The organism is Saccharopolyspora griseoalba, from assembly GCF_042665275.1.
In the GTDB taxonomy this organism is placed as follows: domain Bacteria; phylum Actinomycetota; class Actinomycetes; order Mycobacteriales; family Pseudonocardiaceae; genus Saccharopolyspora; species Saccharopolyspora griseoalba.
In genome coordinates, this window is sequence record NZ_JBHTCJ010000001.1 from 461,413 (window position 1) to 485,851 (window position 24,439).

Genomic DNA, 24,439 nt, shown 5'->3' on the forward strand with positions numbered 1-24,439 from the left:
AACGTTAGTAGCCCCCGCGCGCACCGCACGCGCTGCCCTGGGAAAGCGCCCCGCCCTCGTCCGCCGCCACCGCCACGCCACGACCTGAATCGATCAGCCGTGCCCGATCGCCGCGAACCTCCGCGGTCCGTCCCGGCGATCTTCGGCGGCAGGACGCCAGGTGGTGCCCCGGCTTCGGGGCTGCCGGGGCACCACCTGGCGGACCTGGGACTCCGCGCCGGCGCTCGGGGGCAGGACCGGTGGGCTGCGGCTCGTCCCGGGCCCGGTTCAGCGGTCCTCGCCGTCGCGGTGCCGCTGCAGCGCCGAGATCAGCGCTCGCGCCGTCTCCGGGGACAGCTCGTCGGCGAACTGCTCGTCCTCGGCCGCGCTGGTCTTGAGCGGTTGGGCGAGGTTGGCGCGTCGGGTGCGCCTGGGCAGCTCGTCCTCGACGAGCTCGGCCTCGACCGGTTCCTCGGTGGTCTCGGGCTCGGTCCAGACCTGCTCGGTCTCGGACGGCCGGGTCGCGACCGCGCGCTGCGGCTCCGGCTGGTCGGGTTCGGGCGGCTCGGGCTCGGCCGACCGCGCGGGCGCGGCGAGGACCGAAGCCGGCAGGCGGACCCGGGCCGTGGTGCCCCCGGCGGGGGAGGAGTGCAGCGAGACCTCGACCCCCTGGCGCTGCGCCAAGCGGCTGACCACGAACAACCCGATCCGCTCGCTGTCGAACAGCTCCAACCGGTGCCCCTCGGAGAGCGTGTGGTTCGCCTCGGCCAGCTTGTCCTCGGGCATGCCCAGGCCGTCGTCCTCGATCTCGACCACGACGCCCTCGCCGACGGCGCCGCCGCGCACCCGCACGGTGCTGTCCGGCGGGGAGAACGCCGTGGCGTTCTCGGTCAGCTCGGTGAACAGCCTGGTCAGATCGGCCACCGACGGGCCCAGCGCGGAGACGTCGGGCACCCGTCCCAAGTCCACGCGAGCGTGGTCCTCCATGTCACCGGCGGCCGAGCGCAGCACCGAGGTCAGCGGGACCGGCTGTCGCCAGGTCCGCCCCGGCGTGGCGCCGGACATCACGATCAGCCCCTCGGCGTGCCTGCGCATGCGGGTGGCCAGGTGCCCGAGCCGCAGCAGGTCGCCCTGGTCGGCGGGGTCCTCGGCGTGCTTCTTCATGGTGTCGAGCAGCTCCAACTGCCGGTGGACCAGGGACTGGCTGCGCCGCGCCAGGTTGACGAACACGCCCGAGACGTCGGTGAGCAGCTCGGCGCGCTCGGCGGCGGCTGCCAGCGCCGAGCGCTGCACGTCGTTGAGCGCCGCGCCGACCTCGCCGATCTCGCCCTCGCCGGGCGCGATGGCCGGGTCCTCGTCGATCCGCTCGCCGGCGCGGGCGCGCTGCATGGCGTGCGGGAGCCGTTCGTCGGCCAGCTGCTGCGCGGAGTCGCGCAGCTCGACGAGGTCGCGCACCATGCCGCGGGCGATCCGGATCGAGACCACCAGCGCCAGGGTCACGGCGAGTAATCCGAGCGCGGCCGTCCACATCGCACGTTCGAGTGCCGCACCCGCCTGCGCGTCTGAGGCCGAGGCGGCGGCCGAGCGCGCGGTGCTGCGCGCCTCGTCGACGACCGAGATCAGCTGCTCCATGGAGTCCCGCCACAGGTCGGGCGAGATGCGGGCGGTGGTCGCCGGGTCGGTGCCGCGGTCGAGCATCGAGTCCTGCATCCCGGTCAGCGTGCGGAAGGGCACCGAGTCGACCAGCTGCTGGTACGCCGCGGCCTGCTCGGGGGAGAGGTCGGGCAGCAGCGCGGCGGTCAGGGTGCGCTGGCCGCCCAGCGCCCGGGCGAAGGCCTCGTGCTCCTCGGCGGTGAACCGGCCGGTGGTCAGCGCCCCGCCGACCACCGACGCCTGCCGCTGCAGCGACTCGTCGATGCGGGCCAGGCGGGTGGCCACGCGGGCGTGCGAGGCGGCCTCGCCCTCCTGGACGTCGGCCAGGGACTGCGAGAGGGCCAGCGCGGCGTCGATGGTGTCCCCGTAGGCGCTGTACGCCTCGTGCCACTCGGTGTCGCGCCGCGGCAGCTCACGCAGGTCGGCCAGCAGCGCCTCGGTGCGGTGGCGCACCTGGGAGCCGGGTTCGGCCTGCCGCAGGGCGGTGCGCAGCTCCGACTCGGCCGCTGCGGTGTCGGCGCGGGTGGCGTCGACGTCCCCGCGCCCGGTGCCCGGTGCGGCCAGGTGCAGCGAAACGGCGTCGCGTTCGCTCTGCAACGCGTCGATCAGGCCGTCCACCGGGCCGGCGAGCGCGGAGTTCACGTCCGAGGCGCGGTGCGCCGACCAGGCGTTCTGCGAGGTGTTCGCGGTGGCAAGCGCCCACAGCGCGACCAGCGATACGATCGGCACGACCAGCAGCGCCGCGGTTCTCGCGCGAATCGTTTTCGGCCGCAGCGCGCGTGGCACGAGGTGGTATTTCGAGCGGGGTCGACCGCGTTCAGACATGTGTCCTCCGCCCCGGAAGAACGGTTCCCGGGAATGGGTGTCGGCGCGGCAGTTCAGCGCCGCGAGGTTCGCGTTATCAGCGGATTGTTCGGCTGCTGCGCGTTAGCGGCGGACACGTTCGGTGAGAACGCGCCGAGCGTCGTGCAGCGGAACGGATATCCCGATTCGAACCATGATTTCCCGCGAACCTGTAGGCGTCAGTTGGCAGTGTTCAGCCCCTGGTTGGCCCCCGACCGGCCGCAAACGTTTGCCGAGACACTACACATTCGGGTGAAGATCGACAACACTGCTCGACAAGAATTCACTTCCGTGATCGGGAGTGCTCGGAGAGTCAATCACCGAGGTCGGACGCACTTCTCGCGGCCAGGTGTAACGGGGTTGACGCGGAAAACGATATAGCGTTCGGGGTGAAATGTCCGGCGGTGCTGTCCGGGTCAAAAACTGTTTGCAGGGGCAACCACGAGTCGTTCAATTCGCGACGATTTCGACGTTCCGTGATGACTTCGTGATCGGGCGTTCCCCTCCACAGTGGACGGGTCGGCGGCGCGAGGGCGGCCGGACTCTGCGCTCGCGGTTGAAACTCGCTTTCGAGCAAGGTCTTTCACGTTCGGCCCGCGGCCGGTGGCATATGCCGTCACGCTCGGGATCCACTCGTCCTTCGACCGGCGGCGCCACGATCGAGTTGCTGTTTCGCCGCCAGGGGCAACAATGGTGCGAGCAGGGGGTAATCCGGTCGCGCTGCCGGCGCCCAGGGGGGAACGAGTGGGAGGTCGCTGCGCCATGCCCTTCTATTCGACGATGGCGGAAACCGAGATAGAGCGCCCGGCGCTGGACGTGTACCACTACATAACCGATCCGGCGAATTGGTCGGACGGCCGTCCGGTCGACGATCCCGGGTGGACGGTGGTGCCGGCGCAGGTCCAGGTCGCGCGGGGTTCCTGGCCGCAGCGCCAGGCGGGTGAGCCGCCGACGGCGCGCGGCTGGACGGTGCTGGCCGCCGAGCCGGGAAGGCGGTGGATCGTGCGGTCGCGCGGTTTCGGCGGCGGTTCGTCGGTGACGGTGACCTACAGCCTCGCCGAGATGGAGGGCATGACCCACTTCCTGCGGCACATGGAGATCGCGGTCCCGGACAACGCCGCGGTCAGCGAGCACGCCCGCGCCGCGTTCGCCTGTTCGACGCCGAACCACGACCTGGTCGCCGCCATCAAGCAGGCGCTGGAGCGCACCGCCGAGGTCGTGGTCCAGTCCAGCACGGTCCTGCGGTGAGCCGGTGCGGACGCCCCGGTCCGCGCGTTCGATCGCGGATCGGGGCGGCGCCTCCGGCGGTGGTTCCCGAGTTCCGGGGTGTGGCCGGTTTCACTCCGGCAGCTCGCGCGGTGCTCGGGGGCGGGTTTCGGCCGGCGATCGCGGGGGTGCTCCCGGTCGGCGGGACGGCCGGTTGACAAAAGTGCGGAGCGCTCCCAAAATTTTGCTCACGCCGGGTTCGACCGACTCGATGCGCTCCGATGGAGCGCGACCGCTGGCTGAGAGGCGCTGCAACGGACTTCGCGTCCGCCACGCTTGGCCGGCGGGGTAAAGGGACATCCACGGTAAGGGCGCCTCCTGTCGGGAGGTGCCCATTTTGTTGTTTCCAGGGGGTTCGCGGCCGTCGGGGGAGCCGACGTCGTGTTGAGCCGATCGAGAGCGGCTCCGCGAAGCCGCGACGTCTTGTCCTGAGTGGACATCCATCTTGCTGAGCGTCCTTGCTTGAGAGGAAGTCATGAGCGTAGAGCTGCAGAAGGTCAACGGTATCGAGTTCGCCGTGAGGGACCTTGCGCTGGCGGAGTCCGGTCGGCATCAGATTCGGTTGGCCGAGCACGAGATGCCGGGTCTGATGGCCACGCGTGAGGAGTACTCGGCTTCGAAGCCGCTCAAGGGTGCGCGGATCGCGGGTTCGCTGCACATGACCGTGCAGACCGCTGTGCTGATCGAGACGTTGGTCGAGCTCGGTGCTGAGGTGCGTTGGGTTTCCTGCAACATCTTCTCCACCCAGGACGAGGCGGCTGCGGCCGTGGTCGTGGGTCCCAACGGCACCCCGGACAAGCCGGCCGGTGTTCCGGTGTTCGCTTGGAAGGGCGAGACGCTGGAGGAGTACTGGTGGTGCACCAATCAGCTGTGGGAGTTCGGTGACGGCAAGGTCGCCAACATGATCCTCGACGACGGTGGGGATGCGACGCTGCTGGTGCACAAGGGTGTCGAGTTCGAGGCCGCGGGTGCGGTGCCGCAGCCGACTGATGACGACCCGGAGGAGTTCAAGGTCGTCCTGGAGACCCTGCGCACGTCGCTGGCCAACGACAAGCAGCGGTTCACCAGGTTGTCCAAGGAGATCAAGGGCGTCACCGAGGAGACCACGACCGGTGTGCACAAGCTCGTCGAGCTGGTGAAGTCGGGGGACCTGCTGTTCCCGGCGATCAACGTCAACGACTCGGTGACGAAGTCGAAGTTCGACAACAAGTACGGCTGCCGGCACTCGCTGGTCGACGGCATCAACCGCGCGACCGATGTGCTCATCGGCGGCAAGGTGGCCGTGGTGGCCGGTTTCGGTGATGTGGGCAAGGGTTCGGCCGAGTCGCTGCGGGGTCAGGGCGCTCGGGTGATCGTCACCGAGATCGACCCGATCTGCGCTCTGCAGGCGGCCATGGAGGGCTACGAGGTCAAGACCTTGGAAGAGGTCGTCGAGTACGCCGACATCTTCATCACCACGACGGGTAACTACGACATCATCAAGGCCGAGCACATGGCCAAGATGAAGCACCAGGCGATCGTGGGCAACATCGGCCACTTCGACAACGAGATCGACATGGCCGGTCTGGAGAAGACCCCGGGTGTCAAGAAGCAGGAGATCAAGCCGCAGGTTCACGAGTACACCTTCTCGGACGGGCACTCGATCATCGTGCTCTCCGAGGGGCGCTTGTTGAACCTGGGCAATGCGACCGGTCACCCGAGCTTCGTGATGTCCAACTCCTTCACCAACCAGACGATCGCGCAGATCGAGCTGTTCACCAGGCCCGGTGAGTACAAGACGGACGTCTACGTGCTGCCCAAGCACCTCGACGAGAAGGTCGCGCGTCTGCACCTCGACGCCCTGGGCGTGAAGCTGACCAAGCTCACCAAGGAGCAGGCCGCCTACATCGGCGTGGACGTGGACGGGCCGTACAAGCCCGAGCACTACCGCTACTGAGTTGCGGCCGGCCGTGGGCCTCCCCGGTCTCCCCACCACTCCCGGGAAGGCGCACGGCCGGCCATGATCGCGCCGGCTGCGAAACGGCGCGAGGCTCCACGCAAGGTAGGCGGTAGTAGGCACCCCGGCAATGGGGCCGGGGTGCCGCCGCGCGTCAGGGCGCGGGCGCGCGGTCGGTGGAGCCGCGCACCACCAGCTCGCTGGGGAAGACCCGCTTGCGGGGGCTCAGCTCGCGGTCCTCGACCCGCTCGAGCAGCAGCGCCACCGCCGCGTGCGCCATCTCCGCGATCGGCTGGCGGACCGTGGTGAGGTCGTAGGAGTCCCACGCGGTCAGCGCGATGTCGTCGTAGCCGACGACCCAGACGTTCCCCGGCACGTTCCGGCCCAGCGATACGGCGCCGTCCACGGCTCCCAGCGCGGTGAGGTCGTTGGCGCAGAACACCGCGGTCGGGGGGTCGTCGCGATCGAGCAGGCCGCGCATCGCCGAGCGCGCCACGTCGTGCGCGAAACCTCCCGGGGCGACCAGCGCCTCGTCCAGCGGGTGCCCCAGTTCGGCCAGCCGCTCGCGGAAGCCGCGCTCGCGGTGGCGGGCGGTGGTCGGTTGCTCCGGTCCCGCGAGGAAGCCGATCCGGCGGTGCCCGGTGCCCACCAGGTAGTCGGCCACCGCGCGTCCGCCCTCGACGTTGTCGGTGGTCACCTGGTCGCAGTCGAGCTCGTCGAGCCCCCGGTGCAGCAGCGCGACCGGCTCGCCGCGGCCGACCGCCTCGGCCAGCCGCGGTGAGGCCCCGGTCGCGGTGGTGAAGATCAGCCCGTCCACCGTTCCCTCGTCGAGGGACTCCAGCGCGCCCGTGCCGTCCGGGCCGTTCCACAGGACCATGCGCTGCCCGGACTCCTCCAGCGCGGTCGAGACCGCCTCCAGCAGCTGCGGGTAGAACGGGTTGGTGATGTCGGCGACGACCACGCCGATCGTCGCCGTGCGCCGGGTGCGCATGGTGCGCGCCGCGGCGTGCGGCCGGTAGCCGGCCTCGCGCATCGCCGCCAGCACCTTCTCGCGGGTCGGCGCGGCGACCTTGTCGCTGTCCCGCAGCACGCGGGAGACCGTCATCTGCGACACGCCGGCCAGCCGCGCGACGTCCCGGCTGGTGACCACCGGCGACCTCCAACGGGTTCTGGATCGAGGGAGAGCGATCCGCGGGTTTACGTAAACATGCTACCCGATCTACCGTCCATGTGTACGTAAACATCACGGAGGTTCCAGCATGGCGCTCGCGCTCAAGACCGCTGCGGCCAGTTCCGCGGCGACCACCGCCTCGTCGTCCGACGTCCAGCAGAAGGTCGCGACCATCCTCGAAGACGTTCGCGCCCGCGGTGATCGGGCCGTGCGCGAGCACTCGGCCCGGTTCGACAACTGGGAACCGGAGTCCTTCCGGCTCTCCGACGAGCAGATCGCCGAGATCCTCGCGCGCGTGCCCGAGCAGGTCATCGACGACATCCGGTTCGTCCAGCAGCAGGTGCGCGGGTTCGCCGAGCGGCAGCTGGAATCGATGCGCGAGATCGAGGTCGAGACGTTGCCCGGGGTCGTGCTGGGGCACAAGCACGTCCCGGTGGCCGCCGCGGGTGCCTACGTGCCCGGCGGGCGGTACCCGCTGCTGGCCTCGGCGCACATGACGATCCTGACCGCCAAGGCCGCGGGCGTGCCGCGCGTGGTGGGCTGCACGCCGCCGATCCGCGGGGAGGTCCCGGACGCCACCGTTGCGGCCATGCACCTGGCGGGGGCCGACGAGATCTACCTGCTCGGCGGGGTGCAGGCGGTCGCCGGCATGGCGCTGGGCACCGAGACGATCGAACCGGTGGACATGCTCGCCGGCCCGGGCAACGCGTTCGTCGCCGAGGCCAAGCGCCAGCTCTACGGCGAGATCGGCATCGACCTGTTCGCCGGGCCCACCGAGATCCTGGTCGTCGCCGACGAGCACGCCGACCCGTTCGTGGTGGCCGTGGACCTGCTCAGCCAGGCCGAGCACGGCCCGGACTCGCCCGCGGTGCTGGTCACCACCTCGGAGGAGCTCGGCAGGAAGGTTATCGAGCACGTCGATGCGCTGCTGCCGGACATGCCGACCAGGGACAGCGCAGAGCCCGCCTGGCGCGATCACGGCGAGGTGCACGTGGTGGCCGACCTCGACGAGGCCTACCGGCTGGCCGACAGCTACGCCAGCGAGCACGTGCAGATCCTCACCGAGCGGCCGCGCGAGGCGCTGGAGAAGATGCGCGACTACGGCGCGCTGTTCCTCGGCGAGGGCACCTGCGTGTCCTACGGCGACAAGGTGATCGGCACCAACCACGTGCTGCCCACCCGCGGCGCGGCCCGCTACACCGGCGGCCTGTGGGTCGGCAAGTACCTCAAGACGGTCACCTACCAGGAGGTCACCGATCCGGCCGCCAGCGCGCGGCTCGGCGAGGTCTGCGGACGGGCGGCCCGCGTGGAGCTCTTCGAGGGCCACGCCCGCTCCGGCGACGTGCGCGCGGCCAAGCACGGCGACGCCGAACTGCCGTGGGCCCCGCACGCCCTGACCAGCTCCTGATCACCGCACACCGGAAGGCACAACCCGCAATGTCGGTCAACGCAACGACGCGTGCCGCGGCCCCGCCGTCCTCCGCGCGCACCCTGACCTCGAGCACCATCGGCAGCGTCATCGAGTGGTACGACTTCACCATCTACGGCACCGCTGCGGCGCTGATCTTCAACCAGCTGTTCTTCAGCGACATCAGCCCAGCAGCGGGCACCATCGCGGCGTTCGGCACGTTCGCTGCGGGGTTCATCGCCCGGCCGGTCGGCGGATTCGTGGCCGGGCACTACGGCGACCGGTTGGGGCGCAAGGCCACGCTGGTGATGACGTTGACGCTGATGGGCGCGGCGACCACGCTGATCGGCCTGCTGCCCACCTACGGGCAGGTCGGCATCGCCGCGCCTCTGCTGCTGGTGCTGCTGCGCCTGGTGCAGGGCTTCGCGGTCGGCGGGGAGTGGGGCGGCGCGGTCCTGATGGCCGTCGAGCACGCACCGGACGAGCGGCGCGGTCGCTACGGCGCCTGGCCGCAGACGGGCGTGTCGGCCGGTCTGCTGCTGGGAACCGGTGCGTTCAGCGCGGTCTCGCTGCTGCCCGAGCCCCAGCTGATCGCCTGGGGCTGGCGGATCCCGTTCCTGCTGAGCATCGCGCTGGCCCTGGTCGGGCTCTACATCCGGTTCCGGATCAGCGAACCGGAGTCGTTCGTGGCGGCCGCGGAATCCCGCGGCCGGTCCGAGCGCCCGCTGGTGGAGGTCCTGCGCACCCACCCCAAGGAGATCCTGATCTCGATCGGCGTGCGCTTCGCCGAGGGCGGGAACTACTACGTGTTCACCGTTTTCATCCTCACCTACATCACCCAGCAGCTGGACCTGCCGCGGCAGGCCGGGCTGACCGGGGTGATGCTGGCCGCGGCGCTCAACATCGCGGTGCTTCCGCTGTGGGGCGCGCTGTCCGACCGGGTGGGGCGCAAGCCGGTGTTCCTCGGCGGCGCGCTGTTCCTGGCCGCCTACGCCTGGCCGTTCTTCTGGCTCGTCGACACCCGCTCGCCGGTGCTGATCGCGCTGGCGCTGGCGATCGCCCTGGCCGTGCCGCACGGCGCGGTGTTCGCCCCGATCGCGGCGTTCTACACCGAGCTGTTCGAGCCTCGTGTGCGCTACAGCGGCGTGTCCATCGGCTACCAGGCGGGCAGCGTGCTGCTGGGCGGGTTCACCCCGCTGCTGGCCACCAGCCTGATCCTGTGGTCCGGCGGCGCGTCGTGGAGCGTGGCCGCGCTGGTGGCCGCGGGGGCGCTGATCGCCGCGCTGTCGATGGCGGCGGCTCCCGAGACCCGCGACCGCGACCTGGTGACGCTGCGCGAGCGGAGCGGCTAGCGGCGGAACACGCCGATCCCGTTGGCGACCTGGCGCGGTCGGCCGTCCGAGGGGACGTTGCGGACGGTGGCCAGGTCGTCTCCGGGCTCGCGCACGGCCATGGTGGTCGAGCCGCCGCCGTCGAGGTTGACCCCCTCGGTGGCGCCGAAGGAGGCCAGCAGCTCGGCGGTCTCGCGCAGGTTCAGCCCGCTGCTGATCGCCGATCGGCCGTCGACGACCGCCAGGTGCACCACCGAACCGTCGGGGCTGATGCCGGCCGCCGTGCGCGGGGCGAGCTCGGTGGTGTCCAGATCGGGCAGCGCGGCACCGCCGCGGAGGATCGGGGTGGCGCCCACGGCGAACTCCAGCGGAGGCGCCTCGGCGGGGAGCAGCGCGGTGCGCACCGCCACCGGGTCGCCCGGATCGAGGGCTTCGAGCTGCTCGGCGCCCCGCTCGCGGCCCACCAGGACCACGGCGTCGGAGGGGATCTCGCCGGCTCCGGGATCATCGGCCTCGGAGCTGACCACGCCGCGGCGGACCACGACCTCCTCGGTGCGCTCGCTGCACGGCGCCGAGCGGTCCTCGTCGGTGCCGCAGACCGCGCGGGCGCGGGAGACCGAGCCCCACTCGTCGGTGAACACCCCGACCCCGCCGACGGGCAGCGCGTACTGGTTGAGGCCGGAGAGCCGGATGCGCCCGTGCGGGCCGGAGGCCGTCCCGGTGAGGTCCAGGTGCGCGATGCGGGCGCGGCGATCGGTGCCGAGCGCCAGCACGTCCTCATTGGACGTTCCAGCGGGCAGCGCGGGACCGAACCGCTGGCCGTCGGGCACCGCGCCCTTGAGCTCCCGGCCGTCGGCGATGGCCGGGCCGGTGGCCGAGCTGGTCGGCACGACGCCGGGGTGCTCCTCGGCGATGTTGAAGAAGTCCCCGTTGACGCCGGCTACGGCGCCGTCGGCGTTGGTCAGGTCGGCGATCTCGTCCTTGGCCGCCACCGATCCGGGGTGCAGCAGGCCCAGGTCCGCGCGCGGATCGGTCAGGTCCACGCGCACCACGTGCCCGCGCACCGGTCCGTGCGAAGTGGACAGTTCGAAGGGCCGGTAGGTGACGCCGGGGGCGAGCTGCGCGTCGCCGCCTGCCGCGGCCACGGGTACCGGGGTCAGCGCGAAACCCGCGGCCAGTGCCGCGGCGAGCGCGCGAAGTCGAGCCGAACGCATCGCGGGAGGCGCCCCTTCCGGTGGGATGGCGGTGCGTGATCGAGCGATCACATGCGATCACCCGGCGATGAACGCGCGGTGTGCGTCCGGCGAATGGGGCGTGCTGGCCGCGAACACGCCAGGCGACGGGGCGATGACCGTCCGGAGCTGAAACCGGCCGCGTGCGAACGCGACCCGGGGTCGCGCCGGTGACGTGGCCCGCGACGGGCTTGATCTGCGCGGTACCGGTCCGGCAAGCTTGGCGTGCAAAACGGACGGGTCGGGGGTCCGGCGTACGAACATGCTGGGCAAGGCGTCCGAAGGAAAGACGCGGACGTCCTGGAGGCCGTTAGAAGATGCTCACCCCTGATGACGTGCGCAACGTCGTCTTCAGCGGGGCGTGGCGCAAGGAGCGCGGCTACGACGAGGCCGAGGTGGACCGGTTCCTGGCGCGGGTCGAGGCGACCCTGCGCGGCAAGCGGCTGGTCACGGCGCGCGACGTGGTGACCGCTCGGTTCAGCCCGCGCAAGAAGGGCGCCCGCGCCTACAAGAAGTCCCAGGTCGACCGCTTCCTGGACCAGGTCGCGCTCACGCTGATGAAGCTCGAGGTGCGCGACGAGGAGGAACTGCCGCGCAAGCACCGGCTGCGCTCCGGCGCGGGGGCCAAGACCTCCGGCGGACGCCGCAGGTGGGCCGAACCGCAGGACGACGCGCCCGAGCAGCCCGCCCCGGAGCAGCACGCAGCGGGCCAGCACCCGGCCGAGCAGCCCACGTCCCAGCAGCCCGCGCGGCCCCGCAGGCCGGAACGGCCGGACCCGGAGGCCACCCGCGGACAGCTGCCGCAGCGGCCGCGGCCCGCCCAGCCCGCCCAACCGCCGCGCGCGACCCCTCGGCCGGTGCTGCCGCCTGCCGCGGTCGCCGCCGAGGCGCCGGAGACGGTGCAGGCCCCCGCGCCGGCCCCGCCGCCCCCGCAGGTGCCGCGAGCGGCGCAGGCCACGGCCTCGGCCAGCGAGATGGTCCGGGATCCCGCGCGCTTCGGCGCGCTGGAACCGGCCAAGTCGCTGAGCAGCGCGCTGGACAAGGCCGAGGTCGACGCGTTCATGGACCGCGTGCAGGCCACCCTGCGCGGCGCCGACGCGGTCAGCTCCAAGGACGTGCTCAACGCGCGCTTCAACCCGCCGGGGCCCGGCATGCCCGGCTACGACGAGGAGGGCGTGCTGGCCTTCCTCAAGGTCGTCGCGGTGAGCATCCAGAACCTCACCGCGCGCAACCTGCGGCCGGTCGCCCCGTCGGCCGCCTCGCCCGACGGCAGCGGGCGGGGGACCGGTCCGATCCCGCAGCCCGCGGGAGATCAGCGGCCCACCACGACGAACGTGCGCCCGATCGCTCCGGACGGCTCGCCACCGGCGGGGGCGTTCCCCGCGCGGCTGAGCGGCGACCTGCAAACGGGTCAGAACGCCTCGCAACCCGGTTGACGGCCGACATCCGCGGCCGCGGCGCGGTAGCGTGGCGGCCGTGGACGGTGCGCGAGATGGCAAGCTCCGGCGCTACTGGGACCGGTCGGCGCCCTCCTACGACCGCGCGATGGGCTACTTCGAGCGGTTCATGGCGGGCGACAGCCGTTCGTGGGTGTGCTCGCGGGCGCGCGGTGCGGTGCTGGAAGTGGCCATCGGCACCGGGTTGAACCTGCCGAGCTACCCGGCCGAGGTGCAGCTGACGGGCATCGAGTGGAGCCCGCAGATGCTGCAGCTGGCCCGGCTGCGGGCCGCCGAGCTCGGCACGCCCGCGGAGCTGCTGGAGGGCGACGCCCGCGAACTCCCGTTCGACGAGGCCTCCTTCGACACCGCGGTGTGCACGTTCTCGCTGTGCGCGATCCCCGAGCACGACAGGGCCGTCGCCGAGATGCACCGCGTGCTCCGGCCCGGCGGGACGCTTCTGCTGGCCGACCACGTGGTCAGCACCGCCTGGCCCGCGCGCCTGGTGCAGCGCGCCGCCGAGCTGATCACCGTCCCGATGGGCGGCGAGCACTTCCGGCGCCGTCCCGCGGCGCTCCTGCGGGCCGCCGGGTTCGACATCGTCGAGCAGGAGCGCTTCAAGCTCGGCATCATCGAACGCCTGACGGCCCGCAAGGCGGGCTGATCAGCCCGGGATCTCGGCCTTCCAGGCCGCCTTCTGCTCCTCGGTGGCGAACGCGGCCGTGAACGAGTTGCGCGCCAGCGTCGCCAGCTGCTGCTCGGTCAGGCCGAGCTCGCTGCGCAGCGCCGCGAAGTTGTCGTCCACGTAACCGCCGAAGTACGCGGGATCGTCGCTGTTGACGCAGGCCAGCAGGCCCTCGTCGAGCATCCGCGGCAGCACGTGGTCGGACAGCCGGTCGATGGTGCGCAGCGCCACGTTCGACAGCGGGCACACCGTCAGCGGCACCTGCTCGTCGCGCAGCCGCGCCACCAGCTCGGGATCCTCCATCGCGCGGATGCCGTGGTCGATGCGCTCGACCCCGAGGACGTCCAGCGCCTGCCGGACGTAGTCCGGACCGCCCTCCTCGCCGGCGTGCGCGACCCGGTGCAGGCCCTCGGCCGCGGCCAGCTCGTAGACCTCCTTGAACGGGGCGGGCGGGAACCCGACCTCGGCCGAGTCCAGTCCGACGCCGATGAACCGCTCGCGGAACGGCAGCGCCGTGCGCAGCGTCTCCATCGCGGCCTCCGGGCCCAGATCGCGCAGGAAGCACAGGATCAGGTCCGACGAGATCTCCGAGTCGCCGAGCGCGCCGGTGATGCCGTCGAAGATCGCGGCGAGCGGGACGTCGTTGCGCAGGTGCACCTGCGGGTCGAAGAAGATCTCGGCGCGCCGCACCCCGGCCCGCGCGGCGCGCGCGAGGTAGGAGCTGGTGAGGTCGTAGAAGTCCTGGTCGGTGCGCAGCACCGGCAGGTTGTCGTAGTAGAGATCCAGGAACGACTGCAGGTCGGCGAAGGAGTACTTCGCGCGCAGCTCGTCGAGGTCGGTCGTGGGCAGCGCGACCCCGTTGCGCGCGGCCAGCTCGACCAGCATCTCCGGTTCGAGCGTGCCCTCGATGTGAATGTGCAGCTCCGCTGTTGGCAGAGCGGTTCCTCCCCTAACCATGCGCTCGAACCTACCTGGCCGAGATCGCGACCCGGGATCAGGGCTCGCCGGTCACCTCGGTGCAATCCAGCCCGTCGCCGACCGCGGACTCGCCGACGAGCCCCAGCGCACCGGCCTGGTCGAGCTCGGCGCAGCGGACCGGCGCGCCGTCGACCAGCAGCGGGCGGCGGATCTCGCCCTTGGCCGCGTAGGCGAGCACGCCGGTGGCGCGGCTGCCGTCGTCGAGCTCGACGCGCTCGGGTCCGTGCAGCCGCACGAGCCGGTAGCGCTCGCCGCGTCCCTCGCAGGCGTCGAGCACGCGGCGCTGCTCCGGCGTGACCAGCCAGATCGCGTGCCGCTCGACCACCCCGGGCGCGGCCACGAGCACGGCCGGGCGCTGGCCGTCGCGGGCGCGCACTCCCGAGGCCCACACCGCCGACAGGCCGGTGCAGCGCGCGCCGAGCACCACCGCCGGCCCGAGCAGCCCGAGCTCCTCGCGCAACCAGGTGATCTTGCCCGGGGAGGCGTTGGAGCCGTAGGCCAGCACCGGGAGCCGCCGGGCCAGCGGCGCGGCACCGCGCGCGGCGAGCCAGTCGTCGAGGCACTCGGTCCCGACGCACCAGCCGGACGTGGTCGGGCCGGGGGACAGGCGCCACCCGGAGCCGCCGAGCTCGACGTACGAATACCCGGGTCGCGCGCCCGGGTACGGATCGGCGGGGAAGTCGGCGTCGGTGAAGTCCGCGGGTATCGGCATCGCCGACCGAGCATGCCGAGCGACGCCGCTCCGCGCAACGGCCTCCGCCGCGACGCCGGGCCGAGCAGTCGGAAAGCCCGGCGGCGCCGGTGGTTCGGATCAGCGCGGTGCGCCGGGGTCCGGGGGATTAGGGTCGGGGTGGCTGGGTTGGAGGAATGTTGATCGGTATCGACGAGATCGAGGCGGCCGCGCGGCGCGTCGCCGGGCACGTGGTGCGCACTCCCGCGGTCGACAGCCCCGGGTTGTCCGGGCTGCTGGGCGCGCCGGTGACGGCGAAGCTCGAGCTGCTGCAGCGCACGGGTTCGTTCAAGGCCCGCGGCGCGGTCGCGAAGCTGGAAGCGCTCACCGAGGCCGAGCGGGCCGCGGGCGTGGTCGCGGTCAGCGGTGGCAACCACGGCATCGCGCTGGCGGTCATGGCCGGAGCGCTGCACGTCAAGGCCACCGTGGTGATGCCGCGCTCGGCGCCGGCGCGCGCCGTGCGCATCGCCGAGGAAGCCGGGGCCGCGGTCCGGGTGGCCGACGACATGGCCGAGGCGTTCTCGCTCACCGAGCGGCTGCGCGACGAGGGCAGCACCCTGGTGCACCCGTTCGACGACCCGGTCGTGATCGCCGGTCAGGGCACCGTCGGCGCCGAATTCGCCGCCGACGCGGGCGAGATCACCGATGTGCTGGTCTCGGTCGGAGGCGGCGGGCTGATCTCCGGCGTGGCCGCCGCGCTGCACCACCTGCGCCCCGGTGTGCGGGTGTGGGGAGTGGAAACCGAAGGCGCCGAGGCGATGTCGCGCGCGCTGCGGGCCGGGAGGCCGGTCCCGGTGGAGCTGTCGTCGATCGTGTCCACGCTCAGCGCCCCCGCGGTCTCGGAGATCACCCACGAGCACGTGTCCACATTGGTCGAGGACGTGCTGGTGGTCCAGGACTCGGAGGCGGTGCGCGGAGTCCTGGACCTCGCCGAGCACGCCAAGCTGTGGGCCGAACCGGCGGCCGGCTGCCTGCTCCCGGCCGCTCGGCGGGTCGTCGAGCGAGTGGGCCCGGACGCGCGGCTCGGGCTGGTGATCTGCGGCGGCAACGCAGCGCCGGCCGACGTGCGGGACTGGGCGCAGCGCTTCGGGTTGGGCTAGGAGCTCTTCGGGATCGGGCTCGCGGCGCGACCTCAACGGGCAGCGCCGCGCTGCCCGGACGGGCCTAGGCGTTCTTGGGCTTGGCGCGCAGGTGCGCGCGCTCGCCCTGCTTGCCGAACAGGCTCAGGAACTCCACCGGCTCGGCGTCGGCGGAGCCGAACCAGTGCGGGACGCGGGTGTCGAACTCCGCGGCCTCGCCGGGTGCGAGCACCAGGTCGTGCTCGCCGAGCACCAGCCGCAACCGCCCGTTGAGCACGTAGAGCCACTCGTAGCCCTCGTGGGTCTGCGGGTCCGGTTCGCCGCGGTGCTGCCCGCCGGGGATGATCAGCTTGTAGGCCTGGATCCCGCCGGCGCGACGGGTCAGCGGCAGCATCGTCATGCCGTGGCGCTGCACCGGCCGCAGGTGCACGCGCGGGTCGCCGGTCGGCGGCGCGTCGACCAGTTCGTCGAGGGTGACGCCGTAGGCCTTCGCCAGCGGCAGCAGCAGCTCCAGCGTCGGCTTGCGGGCCCCGGACTCCAGGCGGGAGAGCGTGCTCACCGAGATCCCGGTCTCGGCCGAGAGGTCGGCCAGCGTCGTCTCCCGCTGCGCGCGCAGGGCCCGCAGCCGGGGGCCGACGTCCTGCAGGGCCTGGACGTGCTCGTCGCTCATCTCATCACCTCGCGGTCCGCGCCGAACCGCCGCTCAGGGATTCCGGTAGATCTCGTTGTACCGGGAGGCTCGGCGGGCGCGCTCGTCGGCGTGCGCCGCCTCGCGGGTCGCGCGGCCGGTGCCCAGCGGATAGCCGTGCTTGTAGAGCCGGTACTCGCAGGTGTGCTCCATGTAGGACAGCGAGTACCACAGCGCCAGGATCACCCCGCCCAGGATCGCCATCGCGCGGATCCACAGCGGTCCCGGCAGCAGCAGGAACAGCAGTCCCGGCGAGATCTGCACCAGGCTGCGGGCGGTGTGCCGCAGCGGCCAGGTGCGGCAGGTGATGTCGTGCAGCACCCACTCTCGGTAGCGCTCGGGGAGGCGACCCCCGAACGCGTACCACACCCAGCGCAGCGGACCAGGTCGAACGGGGCGGTTTCCGGGCACGATCGAGTCCTCCGCTCGGGTCGGGGCAGGCGCGAGGACATAATACTTAACGCACTAACGATTAGCGCACGTCGGTAGTTCGCTAGGCTGTCGGGCGTGACCGACATCGACCTCGGCGAGGATCCGCTGGCCCTGGACCGCCAGGTCTGCTTCGGGCTGTCGGTGGCCTCGCGCAACGTCATCGCCCTCTACCGGCGGCTGCTGGCGCCGATGGGGCTCACGCACCCGCAGTACCTGGTGATGCTCGCGCTGTGGGAGACCGCGCCGCGCTCGGTGAAGGACCTCTGCGAGGCGCTGCACGCCGAGGCCGCCACGCTCTCGCCGCTGCTCAAGCGCTTGGAGGCGATCGGGTACGTGGTGCGCGACCGCAGCCGCGCCGACGAGCGGCGGCTGGAGGTCGACCTCACCGCCGAGGGCAGGCGGCTGCGGGCGGAGGCGGAGAAGATCCCCTACCGCGTGGTCGAGCTGCTGGGCATGGAGGTCGCCGAGCTCGAACAGCTCAACGCCGGCTTGAGCCGGGTGATCGCGGCGAGCCGGGCGGCGCTCGACGAGGGCTGACCGGCCCGCCGCGCGGGGATCAGGAGCGGAACGGGCCGCTGACCTCGTAGGTGATGCCGTCGGAGCTGTTGCCGGAGGGGCCGCGCTGCGAGGAGAAGTACAGCCGCTGCCCGGAGGGGTCGAAGGCCACCCCGCAGAGCTCGGACTCGGACTGGCCCTCCACCTGCAGGAAGGGAGCCACGACGTCCTCCGGGGTGATCAGGCAGATCTCCATGTTGCCGCCGTCCTCGGCGACGTAGAGGTCGCCGGCTGGCGCCCCGGTGATGTTGTCCACCCCGGTCAGCGGGGCGTCGGCGGTCAGGTCGTCGTCGTAGGCGACCTGCAGGGCGTTGGCCGCCGCGTCGTAGGCCCACACCCGGTTGTCGCCCTTGGTGGTGAAGAAGCAGGTGCCGTTGCGGTAGTAGGCGCCCTCGCCGCCGTCGAAGGACTTCGCCTCGGGGACCTGGTGGCGGGTGCGGGTCAGCGCCCCGGTCGGGTCCGGCACGTCCGCCCAGGCCAGCGCGCCGCCGCTCTCGGTGAGCACCTGCAGGGCGCCTTCCGACATGTCCTCCCAGGTGGTTGGCACGAAGCGGTAGAAGTTGCCGTCGGGTTCGTCCTCGGTGAGGTAGACGACCCGGCGATCCGGGTCGGCCGCCGCCGCCTCGTGCTTGAAGCGCCCCATGGCGTCGCGGCGCACGGCCTCGCCGCCCCACGGGTCGGTCTCGAAGACGTAGCCGCGGTCGGTCTCCTCGCAGGACAGCCAGGTGTTCCACGGGGTGGCCCCGCCCGAGCAGTTGTCGGTGGTGCCGGACAGGACGGGGTAGGAGTCGGTGATCTCGCCGCGGGAGTCGAAGCGCACCGCGCTGACCCCGCCGGTGCCCGCGCCGAGCTCGGAGTTGGACACGTAGATCCAGCCCTCGCCGTCGGCGAAGCAGGCGCCGCCATCCGGTGCGCCGTGCCAGACGTGGCCGGTGCTGGCCACCTCGCTGCCGGTGCGGGCGATGATCCGGCTGGTGAAGCCCTCGGGCAGGCGCAGGCCGTTGGCGTCGGCCGCCAGCAGCGGGCCGTAGGGGCTGGGGCCGGTCTGGGCGGGGTAGGCGATCGCTTCGCGGGTGACGCTGAAGCCGAAGGCCACGGCCGCGCCACCGGTGACTGCGGCGCGCAGGAAGCTGCGACGTTCCACGACTTTCCTCCGGTGCTGGATGGGCGTCGTTCGGGATGAGCGCGCCGACGGTATGGCGATCACGGGTGTCCGATCACCGCGGAACCGGTGAACAGTGCCTGTCCGATCGGCGAACCTGATCCCGTTTTCCCGTTCGCGTTCAAGATCGAGATCAGCGCTGGTCACGGCTGGCAAGACCCCTCACCTGAAAGGGAGCGGTCTCGGGGCGGGACTAGCCTTGCCGTCGACCGTGCGAGTTACCGGGAAACCGGTGAAGATCTGAAGGGGAGCGGAGCCGAAGGGATGGCAATCAGGATGGACGACGAGACCCGCAGCCGGTTGAACGAGGTCCGGCTGCTGGCCGACGAGCTGCACCCGGAGAGCATCGAGGCCGAGATCGGGCGAGCCCGCGTCGAGGCGTACCAGGCGGGGATCAAATTCGCCGCGGACTTCATCGAGCACGGACCCAAGGAGCGCAACCGTCCCCGCACCGACATCCCGATGCCCCGGCACTGAGACGCGTCGGGGTTGGCCCGGCGCCACCGGCCGGGGGTAGAGTGCTGGCCCTGCGGTGGAGCGGGTTCGGGGCGAATGCGGGGTGCGGTCGATGGTCACCGGCAAGGTCATCCGGTTCGACGAGGTGCGCGGATACGGCTTCGTGGCACCTGATTCCGGTGGCGAGGACGTGTTCATCCACGTGAACGACCTGACCTTCGACAAGCGCCTGATCGCCCCGGGCGTGGTGGTCGAGTTCGATCCCGAGGACTCCGATCGCGGCCCGAAGGCCTCCAACGTCAGCATCGTCCGCTCGGCGCCCGCTTCGGGAGGCGAGTCCCCCACCGAGGACGAGCTCTTCGACGTCCTGTCGGCCAAGGAGTTCCACGAGGTCGTCACCGAAGCCCTCCTGACCTCGGCTCCGACGATGACCGCCGAGCAGGTGCTGCAGGTCCGCCAGAAGCTGACCCAGATCGCGGTCCGGCACGGCTGGGTCGACGCCTGAGAGCTGCGCGCGCCCCTTCCGCGCGGGGATTTCCCGGAGTGAGGTGCACCGGGTTCCCTCGCGCGGGAAGGCGCTGCTCGGCCGCTGCCGAGCGGGTGTCAGAAGCCGGTTCGGAAGACCCGGACCGAGTCCTCGACGTCGACGAGCTTGCGCACGATCCGGTAGTAGCGGCGGACCGAGGGATCCGGGGCCGCGTCGGTGTCGGACAGGACTCCCACGTCGGCGATGTGCCGAAGCCGCGGCGTTTCGGCGATGATCCCGGGGTAGTGGCGGTGCGAGGTCAGGTAGGCCGGTGACCGGTACCAGCGGTGGAAGTAGCCCTTGAGGACCTGGGTCGTGGTGGCCACCCACGGGGCGACGCCGTCGAAGAGGACCTCGCCGGTGTCGAAGTGCTCGGTGAGCCGCCGCAGCAGTTCCCAGTTGCGCTCCGGGGTCAGGTACATCATCAGGCCTTCGGCGACGACCAGCGCCGGGCGGTGGGCGGGGAGTTCGCCCAGCCAGCGCGGGTCGGTGACCGAACCCGCGAGCATCCGGTAGCGGGCTTCCTCGGCGTAGAGGTCGCGGCGGAGCTCGACGACCTCGGGGAGGTCGACGTCGAACCAGTCCGATCCGGCGGGGCGCTGGAGGCGGAACGCCCGGCTGTCCAGGCCGCACGCGAGGTTGAGCACCACGGCGGTGGGGTGTTGGCGCAGGAACTCGGCCACCAGGTCGTCGAAGATCCTGCCGCGCAGCGCGACGGCGTAGGCCGCGTTGGCGGCACCGCGCTTGTCGAGGCGTCGCCAGTCGTGGTCGATGCGCCGAACCGCCTGCGCGGCGTGGTGATCCCCCAGGACGGGATTCGCCGAGCCGGCGTCCAGCGCTCTCAGGTGCAGCGTCTTGAGCATCGTGGCGGGCACGCCCGAGAAGTCGACCCGGCTGGCGGTCATGCGTCCCCCTCCGCTCGGTGCCTGGTCCCCCGGTGCGCATCTGCGACGCGCGCTCAGGGGAGCTCGACCCTACGGGCGCGGTCGTTGCGCGGGCAATGTTGATGTCACGTCGAGCACCGCGGCCGCGGTCAGCTCGCGCAGCTCCTCGGCGGTGGTGGGGAAGACCGTGCGCGGGGTTCCGGCCACCGCCCAGATCTGGGGGTGATCGGCCAGCGCCGCGTCGACCGCGGTGGGCAGCGGGCGCGGGTGGCCCACCGGGGCGACGCCGCCGATGACCTGGCCGGTGGCCGCGCGGACCTGCTCGGGGGTGGCGCGGGCGAGCTCGCCGCGGCCCCAGCGCTGCGCCAGCGCCTCGGTGTCGACCCGGTGGGCGCCGCTGGTGAGCACCAGCACCGGTTCGCCGTCGGAGATGAAGATCAGGCTGTTGGCGATGGCGCCGACCTCGCAGCCGAGGGCCGCGGCGGCTTCGGCGGCGGTCCGGGTGGAGTCGGCGAGCTGGCGAACTCGGCCGCGCGCTCCGGCTTCGGCGAGCACGGCGGCCACGTGCCGGCTCCGCTCGGGCAGGGAAGTGGTCATCGCCCCTCCTGCGTTCTGGTCGTGGAACGCATCGATGCTAGCGCTCGCGAGCCGGTCGAACGGACCGCGCACCGCGATTAGAAATCATCTGTTATTTCAGTGGTGAGTGAAATCAATCCTCCGGGTGCTGTGCCGGCCCGACGGCGGGGAAGGTGCGCTGATCGAGCTGCTAGACCGGCGGCAGGCGTTGCTCGACGCCCAGCAGCGCGGCGAACGGGTCGCCGACGGTCTCGACGCGATCGAGGACGGTGCGGATGGTCCACCGGTCCGGGGTCAGGTCCGGGTCGTCGAGCTCGTCCCACTCGAGCGGGACCGAGACCGGAGCGCCGGGGGCGGGGCGCGCGCTGTAGGGCGCGACCAGGGTCTTGCTCTGGACGTTCTGGGTGTAGTCCAGGCGAGCGAGGCCGCGGCGCTCCTTCTTGGTCCACTTCCAGGAGACCAGCTCGGGCACCACGTCGCCGACCGCGCGGGACACCCGTTCCACCCAGTCGCGGGTCTCGGCGTAGGTGTAGCGGCGCTCGATCGGCACCCAGATCTGGATGCCGCGCTTGCCGGTGACCTTCGGGCGGGCGGTCACGCCCAGGTGCTCCAGCGCGCTGCGGTGCAGCCGGGCCAGCGTGAGCAGGTCGTCGAAGGAGGTCTGCTCGCCGGGGTCGATGTCGAACAGCGCCCAGGTCGGGTGCTCGATGTCGTCGACCTTCGAGGTCCACGCGTGCAGCTCGAGGGCCGCGTAGTTGGCCAGCCAGACCAGGGCCTCCGGGCTGTCGGGCACGACGTAGTCCTGGGCGTCGCGGGTGCCGGCGTTCGGGTGGTGCCAGCTGCGCAGCCAATCGGGGGCGTGGCTCGGGTACTCCTTGTGCCAGAAGCCAGGCTCGCCGACGCCGTTGGGGAAGCGGTGCGAGTTCAGCGGCCGGTCGACGAGGTAGGGGAGCATCACCGGGGCGATCAGCGCGTGGTAGCGGATCAGGTCCCGCTTGGTCACCGGCTCCCGGTCGTCGCAGCCCTCGAAGAGGGTCTTGTCCAGGTTGGTCAGCTTGAGGTCGCGGCCGTTGAGGTGCCAGGTGCCCTTGGCGCCGAGCTCGTCGAGCGCGGCCAGCTCGGTCTCGCTCGGCGGGTCCCAGCGCAGCCGGACCTCGGCGCGATCGGCGGGCAGCTCGGAGTGCCACTCGGCCTCGGGGTTCGCGGCGACCTCCTCGTTGGTGCGGCCGCTGCGCACCGATTCGAGATGCTGCTCGGGGTCCCACCCGGCGACCGCGTGCTCGTCCTTCTTGTGCAGCAGCAACCACTGCTGCTCGCCGCGCCGGACCAGCACGAACCGGCCGCGCAGCTTGCTGCCGCGCAGGTCGAAGTGCAGGGTGCCGCTCTCCAGCGCGGCAGCGGGGTCGTCCTCGCCGGGGGTCCAGGTGCCCCGGTCCCACACGATGACGTCGCCGCCGCCGTACTCGCCCGCCGGGATGGTGCCCTCGAAGTCGGCGTACTCCAGCGGGTGGTCCTCCACGCGCACGGCCATCCGCCGGACCGAGGGGTCCAGCGTCGGGCCCTTGGGCACCGCCCAGCTCAGCAGCACGCCGTCGTGCTCCAGGCGGAGGTCGTAGTGGCGGCGGCGCGCGCGGTGGCGCTGCACGACGAAGCGGTTGCCCGCTCCGGCTGCCTGCTCGGAGCCGCGCGGTTCGGCGGTGCGGTCGAAGTCGCGCATCCGGCGGTACTGCTCGAGTCGATCGGTGCGGGTCTCGGCCATGCGCCACCTCCGGTCACAGCCTGGCACGACGTTCGGGGGACCCGCAGGTCATGGCTTCGCGCGGCGGTGGCGCGCGGGGTGCGTGACGATCGACGCAGAAGTTCGGGCCGCGGGTTGCCCTGCGATCGGGTCGCCGTGGGGCAGAATTAGTTGAAGACGAAAGGAGTTGGCCGATGCCACAGCCAGAGGGTGCCGAACTGGAAGCGATCCGGGCCCGCCGCGACCGGCTGCGCGAGCAGTACCTGACCTCCGCCGCCGAGCGCCCGGCGCCGACCGTCGGTGGGTTCCACCACGTCGCGCTGATCTGCAAGGACGTCGAGGAGACGATCCGCTTCTACCAGGAGGTCCTGGGCTTCCCGCTGGTGGAGCTGGTGGAGAACCGGGACTACGCGGGGTCCAGTCACTTCTTCTTCGACGTCGGGAACCGGAACCTGCTGGGCTTCTTCGACTTCCCCGGTCACCCGCACCCGGACTTCGCCGAGACGATCGGGGCGGTCCAGCACATCGCGCTGTCGACCACGCCCGAGAACTTCGAGGCAGCCCGCGAGCGGCTCGACGCCAACGGGATCGAGTACCTCGGCCCGGACCGCGGGGTGGACAACAGCCTCTACATCCGCGATCCCAACGGGGTCGGGCTGGAGTTCTACCGCGAGGAGCTGGCGGTCTTCGAGGGCCACCGGCTGCTGGAGGAGTGACCTGGCGCCGCGCGCGGCGTTCCCGGTCCGGTGGCTCGTTAGACTGGCGCCGTGGAGTTGCTGCGCGGCGCGCTGGGCGTCGGTGAGGATCAGGCGCTGGAAGTCGCGACCGCGCACGCGATGCTGCGCCGCGTCGGCGAGGGCGAGACCGGCCCGGTGCTGCGGGTCTACCGCCCGAGCGCCCCGGTGGTGGCCTTCGGGCGGCGGGACAGCTTGCTGCCCGGGTTCCCGGATGCGGTCGCGGCCGCGCGCGATGCCGGCTTCACCCCGGTGCTGCGCGCTCCCGGGGGGAGGGCCGTGGCCTACACCGAGCGCTCCGTGGTGGTCGATCACGCCGCGCCGGATCCGGGGAGGCTGTCCGGGCTCGACGAGCGCTTCGTGGGATACGCGCAGCTGTGGTCGGCGGTGCTGGCCCGGCACGGGGTGGCCGCCGAGGTCGGCGCGGTGCCGGGGGAGTACTGCCCGGGCGCGCACAGCGTGAACGCCCGCGGGCGGGTCAAGCTCGTGGGGACCGCGCAGCGGATGATCCGCGGCGCGTGGTTGTTCAGCGCGGTGGCGATCTTCGACGACGCCGAGGTGCTGCGCCCGCTGCTGGCCGAGGTCTACGGCGCTCTCGGGCTGCCGTTCGAGGAGGACTCGGTCGGATCGGTGGTCGAGGAGGCCCCGGGGTTGGCGATCGAGGACTTCGAGCGCGAGCTGGTGGCGGCCTACGCCGAGCGCGAGGAGCTGGTTCCCGCCGCGCTGTCCGAGGAGCTGCGGACCCGGGCGAAGGTGCTGGTCGACGACCACCGGGTGGCCTGATCCGGTTCCCCGTTCTCCCGCGCTCACCGCGGTGGTGGGCAACCCTCTTGCGCCCCTGATCTGCTTACCCCCTGGGGGTAATACGATCCAGAGGGCGAATCGGTTGCCCATATACCCCCTGGGGGTATATATTCACTGGTGTTCGGCCGCCGGGTGGGCGGTCGGGAGATCGAGGGAG

General features: G+C 71.9%; 23 protein-coding genes. 12 read left to right on the forward strand and 11 right to left on the reverse strand.

Annotated features, from left to right (window positions below):
• Positions 1 to 267: 267 nt before the first annotated feature.
• On the reverse strand, positions 268 to 2,361 hold the full coding sequence (locus ACFQRI_RS02085) for a sensor histidine kinase (RefSeq protein WP_380663646.1): 2,094 nt from the start codon (positions 2,359 to 2,361) through the stop codon (positions 268 to 270).
• Positions 2,362 to 3,255: 894 nt separating this feature from the next.
• Here ACFQRI_RS02085 and ACFQRI_RS02090 point away from each other — a divergent pair.
• Both ACFQRI_RS02090 and ahcY read left to right on the forward strand, forming a co-directional pair.
• Positions 3,256 to 3,723, forward strand: coding sequence for an SRPBCC family protein (locus tag ACFQRI_RS02090; RefSeq protein ID WP_380663649.1), 468 nt, complete (start codon positions 3,256 to 3,258; stop codon positions 3,721 to 3,723).
• 493 nt (positions 3,724 to 4,216) lie between these two features.
• Positions 4,217 to 5,677, forward strand: a complete 1,461-nt coding sequence (gene ahcY, locus ACFQRI_RS02095) for an adenosylhomocysteinase (RefSeq protein WP_380663352.1) — start codon at positions 4,217 to 4,219, stop codon at positions 5,675 to 5,677.
• A gap of 154 nt (positions 5,678 to 5,831) precedes the next feature.
• On the opposite strand, the gene ACFQRI_RS02100 is transcribed toward ahcY, so the two are convergent.
• Positions 5,832 to 6,827, reverse strand: a complete 996-nt coding sequence (locus ACFQRI_RS02100) for a LacI family DNA-binding transcriptional regulator (protein ID WP_380663652.1) — start codon at positions 6,825 to 6,827, stop codon at positions 5,832 to 5,834.
• A gap of 109 nt (positions 6,828 to 6,936) precedes the next feature.
• On the opposite strand from ACFQRI_RS02100, the gene hisD reads away from it, so the two are divergent.
• Both hisD and ACFQRI_RS02110 read left to right on the forward strand, forming a co-directional pair.
• The gene (gene hisD, locus ACFQRI_RS02105; RefSeq protein ID WP_380663654.1) at positions 6,937 to 8,256 is read left to right on the forward strand and encodes a histidinol dehydrogenase; all 1,320 of its coding nucleotides are present in this window, start codon (positions 6,937 to 6,939) and stop codon (positions 8,254 to 8,256) included.
• Between the two features lie 29 nt (positions 8,257 to 8,285).
• Positions 8,286 to 9,608, forward strand: coding sequence for an MFS transporter (locus ACFQRI_RS02110; RefSeq protein ID WP_380663657.1), 1,323 nt, complete (start codon positions 8,286 to 8,288; stop codon positions 9,606 to 9,608).
• Here ACFQRI_RS02110 and ACFQRI_RS02115 read toward each other — a convergent pair.
• Entirely contained in the window at positions 9,605 to 10,801 is a 1,197-nt protein-coding gene (locus tag ACFQRI_RS02115; RefSeq protein WP_380663661.1) for a phosphodiester glycosidase family protein, read from the reverse strand. The two genes, ACFQRI_RS02110 and ACFQRI_RS02115, sit on opposite strands and share 4 nt — an antisense overlap.
• 335 nt (positions 10,802 to 11,136) lie before the next feature.
• On the opposite strand from ACFQRI_RS02115, the gene ACFQRI_RS02120 reads away from it, so the two are divergent.
• Both ACFQRI_RS02120 and ACFQRI_RS02125 read left to right on the forward strand, forming a co-directional pair.
• Entirely contained in the window at positions 11,137 to 12,255 is a 1,119-nt protein-coding gene (locus ACFQRI_RS02120; RefSeq protein ID WP_380663665.1) for a DivIVA domain-containing protein, read from the forward strand.
• Positions 12,256 to 12,295: 40 nt separating this feature from the next.
• Positions 12,296 to 12,919: a class I SAM-dependent methyltransferase gene (locus ACFQRI_RS02125; protein ID WP_380663669.1), complete on the forward strand. Its 624-nt coding sequence runs from the start codon at positions 12,296 to 12,298 to the stop codon at positions 12,917 to 12,919.
• On the opposite strand, the gene ACFQRI_RS02130 is transcribed toward ACFQRI_RS02125, so the two are convergent.
• Together ACFQRI_RS02130 and ACFQRI_RS02135 are read right to left on the reverse strand one after the other, a co-directional pair.
• Positions 12,920 to 13,897 carry an adenosine deaminase gene (locus tag ACFQRI_RS02130; protein WP_380663672.1) on the reverse strand — a complete coding sequence of 326 codons (978 nt, stop codon included), beginning with the start codon at positions 13,895 to 13,897 and terminating at the stop codon, positions 12,920 to 12,922.
• Positions 13,898 to 13,934: 37 nt separating this feature from the next.
• On the reverse strand, positions 13,935 to 14,630 hold the full coding sequence (locus tag ACFQRI_RS02135) for a gamma-glutamylcyclotransferase family protein (RefSeq protein ID WP_380663676.1): 696 nt from the start codon (positions 14,628 to 14,630) through the stop codon (positions 13,935 to 13,937).
• 155 nt (positions 14,631 to 14,785) lie between these two features.
• Between ACFQRI_RS02135 and ACFQRI_RS02140 the strand changes: the two genes are divergently transcribed.
• The gene (locus tag ACFQRI_RS02140; RefSeq protein ID WP_380663679.1) at positions 14,786 to 15,748 is read left to right on the forward strand and encodes a threonine ammonia-lyase; all 963 of its coding nucleotides are present in this window, start codon (positions 14,786 to 14,788) and stop codon (positions 15,746 to 15,748) included.
• A 64-nt stretch (positions 15,749 to 15,812) separates the two neighbouring features.
• On the opposite strand, the gene ACFQRI_RS02145 is transcribed toward ACFQRI_RS02140, so the two are convergent.
• Together ACFQRI_RS02145 and ACFQRI_RS02150 are read right to left on the reverse strand one after the other, a co-directional pair.
• Positions 15,813 to 16,397, reverse strand: a complete 585-nt coding sequence (locus ACFQRI_RS02145) for a helix-turn-helix domain-containing protein (RefSeq protein ID WP_380663682.1) — start codon at positions 16,395 to 16,397, stop codon at positions 15,813 to 15,815.
• A 33-nt stretch (positions 16,398 to 16,430) separates the two neighbouring features.
• Positions 16,431 to 16,826, reverse strand: coding sequence for a DUF5313 family protein (locus tag ACFQRI_RS02150; protein ID WP_380663685.1), 396 nt, complete (start codon positions 16,824 to 16,826; stop codon positions 16,431 to 16,433).
• Positions 16,827 to 16,922: 96 nt separating this feature from the next.
• Between ACFQRI_RS02150 and ACFQRI_RS02155 the strand changes: the two genes are divergently transcribed.
• Positions 16,923 to 17,384, forward strand: coding sequence for a MarR family winged helix-turn-helix transcriptional regulator (locus tag ACFQRI_RS02155; RefSeq protein ID WP_380663688.1), 462 nt, complete (start codon positions 16,923 to 16,925; stop codon positions 17,382 to 17,384).
• A 19-nt stretch (positions 17,385 to 17,403) separates the two neighbouring features.
• On the opposite strand, the gene ACFQRI_RS02160 is transcribed toward ACFQRI_RS02155, so the two are convergent.
• On the reverse strand, positions 17,404 to 18,546 hold the full coding sequence (locus ACFQRI_RS02160; RefSeq protein WP_380663691.1) for an alkaline phosphatase PhoX: 1,143 nt from the start codon (positions 18,544 to 18,546) through the stop codon (positions 17,404 to 17,406).
• 282 nt (positions 18,547 to 18,828) lie between these two features.
• Between ACFQRI_RS02160 and ACFQRI_RS02165 the strand changes: the two genes are divergently transcribed.
• Positions 18,829 to 19,041: a hypothetical protein gene (locus ACFQRI_RS02165; protein ID WP_380663693.1), complete on the forward strand. Its 213-nt coding sequence runs from the start codon at positions 18,829 to 18,831 to the stop codon at positions 19,039 to 19,041.
• Between the two features lie 91 nt (positions 19,042 to 19,132).
• Positions 19,133 to 19,525: a cold-shock protein gene (locus tag ACFQRI_RS02170; protein ID WP_380663695.1), complete on the forward strand. Its 393-nt coding sequence runs from the start codon at positions 19,133 to 19,135 to the stop codon at positions 19,523 to 19,525.
• Between the two features lie 98 nt (positions 19,526 to 19,623).
• Here ACFQRI_RS02170 and ACFQRI_RS02175 read toward each other — a convergent pair whose 3' ends face one another.
• The 3 genes from ACFQRI_RS02175 to ligD form a co-directional block, all read right to left on the reverse strand.
• A complete protein-coding gene (locus tag ACFQRI_RS02175; protein ID WP_380663697.1) occupies positions 19,624 to 20,451 on the reverse strand; it encodes a class I SAM-dependent methyltransferase in 828 nt (275 codons plus the stop codon).
• A 69-nt stretch (positions 20,452 to 20,520) separates the two neighbouring features.
• Positions 20,521 to 21,027, reverse strand: a complete 507-nt coding sequence (locus tag ACFQRI_RS02180; RefSeq protein WP_380663699.1) for a YbaK/EbsC family protein — start codon at positions 21,025 to 21,027, stop codon at positions 20,521 to 20,523.
• A gap of 169 nt (positions 21,028 to 21,196) precedes the next feature.
• A complete protein-coding gene (gene ligD, locus ACFQRI_RS02185; protein ID WP_380663701.1) occupies positions 21,197 to 22,765 on the reverse strand; it encodes a non-homologous end-joining DNA ligase in 1,569 nt (522 codons plus the stop codon).
• A 173-nt stretch (positions 22,766 to 22,938) separates the two neighbouring features.
• Between ligD and ACFQRI_RS02190 the strand changes: the two genes are divergently transcribed.
• The gene (locus ACFQRI_RS02190; protein WP_380663703.1) at positions 22,939 to 23,460 is read left to right on the forward strand and encodes a VOC family protein; all 522 of its coding nucleotides are present in this window, start codon (positions 22,939 to 22,941) and stop codon (positions 23,458 to 23,460) included.
• Between the two features lie 51 nt (positions 23,461 to 23,511).
• Entirely contained in the window at positions 23,512 to 24,261 is a 750-nt protein-coding gene (locus ACFQRI_RS02195) for a lipoate--protein ligase family protein (protein ID WP_380663706.1), read from the forward strand.
• The last annotated feature ends 178 nt before the right edge of the window (positions 24,262 to 24,439 follow it).